Genomic DNA, 3869 nt, shown 5'->3' on the forward strand with positions numbered 1-3869 from the left:
AACTCACGCGCCAGCCGGTTCGCCCGCGCGTTCAACTCCCCGTACGACCACACCACATCACCGCAGACCACCGCCCGCGCACCCGGAGCCGCCGCAACCCGCCGCTCCACCAACTCCACCAGGGACACGTCGGGGTCGGTCACGGCGTTGTCGTTGACGCCGACGACGAGCCGCTCCCGTTCGCCGGGCACCAGCACGTCCACGCCGTCCACGGGCGCGGCGGTGTCCGCGACCAGGCCGCGCAACACGTGGACGAAGCGCTCGGCGAACGCGGTCACCGTGCCGCGGTCGAAGAGTTCCGTCGCGTATTCGAGGTAGCCGTGTGCGCCGGAACCGTCCCGGTTCTCGGAGAGAGTGAGGTAGAGGTCGAACTTGGCGGTCCGGGTCTGCACGACACCGGGGGTGGCGGTCAGTCCGGGCAGGTCGAAGTCGACGTGCAGCGTGTCGTGCCAGGCGAACATCACCTGGAACAGCGGGTGGTAGGCCCGGGAGCGCTCGGGGTTGAGGAGTTCCACGAGCCGCTCGAAGGGCAGGTCCTGGTTGTCGTAGGCCGCCAGGGCCTTGCCGCGCACCCGCTCCAGGACCTCGGAGAACGTCGGGTTGCCCGACAGGTCCACCCGCAGCACCCAGGTGTTCACGAAGAACCCCACCAGATCACCCAGGGCCTCGTCACCCCGCCCCGCGATGGGCGCGCCGATCGACACGTCCTCGCCACCGCCCAGCCGGCCCAGCAGCACCGACAGGGCCGCCTGCGTGAACATGGACATGGTGACGTCGTGGCGGCGTGCCGTCTCCCGCGCGGCGGCCAGGAGTTCGGCGTCGACGGCGAACTCCAGCATGTCGCCCTGGTGGCTTGCCGCGGGCGGGCGGGGCCGGTCCAGGGGCAGTTGCATGGGCTGAGGCGCGCCGGCCAGTTCCTCCCGCCAGTACGCGGCCTGCCGCGCCGCGAGGGCGGCGGGATCGTCCGGGTCTCCGAGGAGGTCGCGCTGCCACAGGGTGTAGTCGGCGTACTGGACCGGCAGTTCCTCCCAGTCCGGGACACCGCCGCCCAGGCGGGCGGTGTACGCCGCCGACAGGTCGCGGGCCAGCGGAGCCATCGACTCCCCGTCGGCGGCGATGTGGTGGGTGACCAGCGCAAGCACATGTTCCCGCGGTCCGGCCCGGAACAGGGTGGCGCGCAGCGGGATCCCGGCGGTGAGGTCGAACCGGTGCTCCATCGCCTGCGACACCCGGTCGGCCAGTTCGTGCGCGGGCACCTCCACCACGTCGAGCGCGGGCGCCGCCTCGCCGGCCGGGAGGACACGCTGGAACGGCACACCGCCCTCGTCCTCGTCGAACACCGTCCGCAGGCTCTCGTGCCGCTCCACCACGTCCCGCACCGCGGCGGCCAGCGCCTCTTCGTCCAGCTCACCCGCAAGCCTGAGGGCCAGCGGGATGTTGTAGGTCGCCGAGGGGCCGTCGAAGCGGTGCATGAACCACAGCCGGCGCTGGGCGTAGGAGAGGGGGATCCGCTCGGGACGGTCCGTGCGCGGGCGCAGCGCGGGCCGCACCGGTCCGCCGGAGGTCAGGTGCGGGGCCAGTTCGGCAACGGTCGGCGCGTCGAAGACGGTGCGCACGGCCAGTTCGGTGCCGAGCGCCTCACGGATGCGGCTGACCAGCCGCGTGGCCAGCAGCGAGTGGCCCCCCAGGGCGAAGAAGTCGTCATCGGCGCCGACCCGGTCGAGGCCGAGCAGTTCGGCGAAGAGCGTGGCGAGCGCCGTCTCGGTGGCACCGTCGGGGGCGCGGTACTCGGAGCCGGTGATCCCGGGTTCGGGCAGAGCCGCCCGGTCCACCTTCCCGTTCGCCGTGCTGGGCAGCCGGTCGAGCAGGACGAACGCCGACGGCACCATGTGGCCCGGGAGCCGCTCGGCCAGGAATGCGCGCAGGTCGTCCACGGTGACGTGCTCGTCCACGGGCACGACGTAGCCGACCAGCCGCTTGCCCATGTCGGCGGTGCGTCCGGCGCGGGCCACAACTGCTGCGCGGACCACGCCGGGATGGCCGTCCAGGACGTTCTCGACCTCGCCCGGCTCGATCCGGAAACCGCGGATCTTCACCTGGTCGTCGATCCGGCCGAGGTAGTCCAGCTGGCCGTCGTCCCGCCAGCGGACCTGGTCGCCGGTGCGGTACATGCGCTCGCCGGCGGGCCCGAACGGGTCGGCGACGAAACGCTCGGCGGTGATCCCGGGCCGGCGCAGATAGCTCCGGGCGACGCCCCGGCCGGCGATGTACAGCTCGCCGGCCGCGCCGGGCGGCACCGGCCGCAGCCACGAGTCCAGCACGTACAGCCGTGTGTTGAGCACGGGCCGCCCGATGGGCGGGGCCGTGCCGTCGGCCACGAGCGGGTCGCTCAGCGTGGCCACGCACGTGGTCTCGGTCGGCCCGAAGCCGTTGATCAGCCGGCGGTCCGGGGCCCAGGTCTCCACGATGCCCGGCGGCACCGCCTCGCCGCCCACCCCGAGCGTGGCCAGGTGCGCGAACCTCTCGGGTGGCAGGGTGGCGAGGGTCGAGGTGGCGATGAGGCCGACGCTGATCTCCGCCTCGGTGAGGGTGGCCGCCAGGGACTCGCCGATCTGCTGGCCCGGGGGCACGACGAGGGTGGCGCCGGCGGCGAACGCCGTCAGCCACTCCATGACGGAGATGTCGAAGCTGGGCGAGGTGCAGGCGAGGACCTTGGATCGCGCCGTCACCTCGAACCGTTCGATCTCGGTGCGGGCCAGGCTGGGCAGCGGGGTGTGCGGTACGACGACGCCCTTGGGCCGGCCGGTCGAGCCGGAGGTGTAGATGACGTACGCGGGGTGCTGCGGCCGCAGGGGGACACGGCGGTCGGCGTCGGTGGGGTCGGCGCCGGGCCGACGGTCGAGCTGCGCCAGGGTGGCCGGGTCGTCGAGTACGACGGTGCCGGGGTGGTGGGGAAGCCCCTCGGTCCACTCGGCCCGCGTCAGCAGCAGTGCCGGTCGCGCGTCGTCGAGCATGTAGGAGATCCGCTCGGCCGGGTAGGCCGGGTCGACGGGCAGGAAGGCACCGCCGGCCTTGACCACCGCCAGCAGCGCGGTGATCTGCTCCGCCGAGCGCGGGAGCGCCAGCGCCACCGTCGTCTCGGGAGCCACGCCGTGCTCGATCAGCAGGTGGGCGAGGCGGTTGGCCCGGGTGTTCAGTTCACCGTAGGTCAGGGTGAGTCCGCCGGAGACGACGGCGGTCGCGTCCGGGGTGAGGGCGGCCTGCCGCTCGAACAGCTCGGGCACGGTCTCGTCGGGCACGGACGCGGCCGTGTCGTTGAGGGCGTGCAGAAGGTGGTCGCGTTCCGCGGGGGCGAGCAGGGGCACACCGGCGAGTTTCCGGTCCCCGTCGTCGACCAGGGCGCACAGCACTCGGCGCACCCGTGCGGCCATGTCCTCGACGTCCGCGGGAGCGAGTGTGTCGAGCCGGTACTGCAGGATGATCCGCAGGTACGGGTCGAGGTCGGCGGCGAGCATCAGCGGGTAGTGCGTGACGGAGAACGGCCGCAGACCGGTGACGGTGATGCCGGCCTCCTCACCCGCCTCGGCGAGCGCTCCCTGGTCCTCCGGATAGGACTCGAAGACGACCAGGGTGTCGAACAGGGCCGGGAGCCCGGTGCGCTGCTGGATGTCGGTGAGCCCGTGGTGATGGTGTTCCATCAGGGCCGCCTGGCGGTGCTGCAGTCCGCGCAGGAGGCCGGCCACGGTGTCCGACGGAGCGAGCGGCACCCGCACCGGCAGGGTGTTGATGAACATGCCGATCATGGAGTCGGCGCCGGGCACCTCGGGGGGCCGTCCGGAGACGGTGGCGCCGAAGAGCACGTCCTGCCG

General features: G+C 72.9%; 1 protein-coding gene. It reads right to left on the bottom strand.

Annotation, left to right across the window (positions count from 1 at the left end; all coding sequences use genetic code 11):
- Window positions 1-3869, bottom strand: a 3869-nt coding sequence (locus ABZY20_RS37040; protein WP_356447913.1) for an amino acid adenylation domain-containing protein, incomplete at both ends; no start/stop codon positions are given.

Origin of the sequence: Streptomyces sp. NPDC006624 (assembly GCF_040611555.1) — a bacterium.
Classification (GTDB): domain Bacteria; phylum Actinomycetota; class Actinomycetes; order Streptomycetales; family Streptomycetaceae; genus Streptomyces.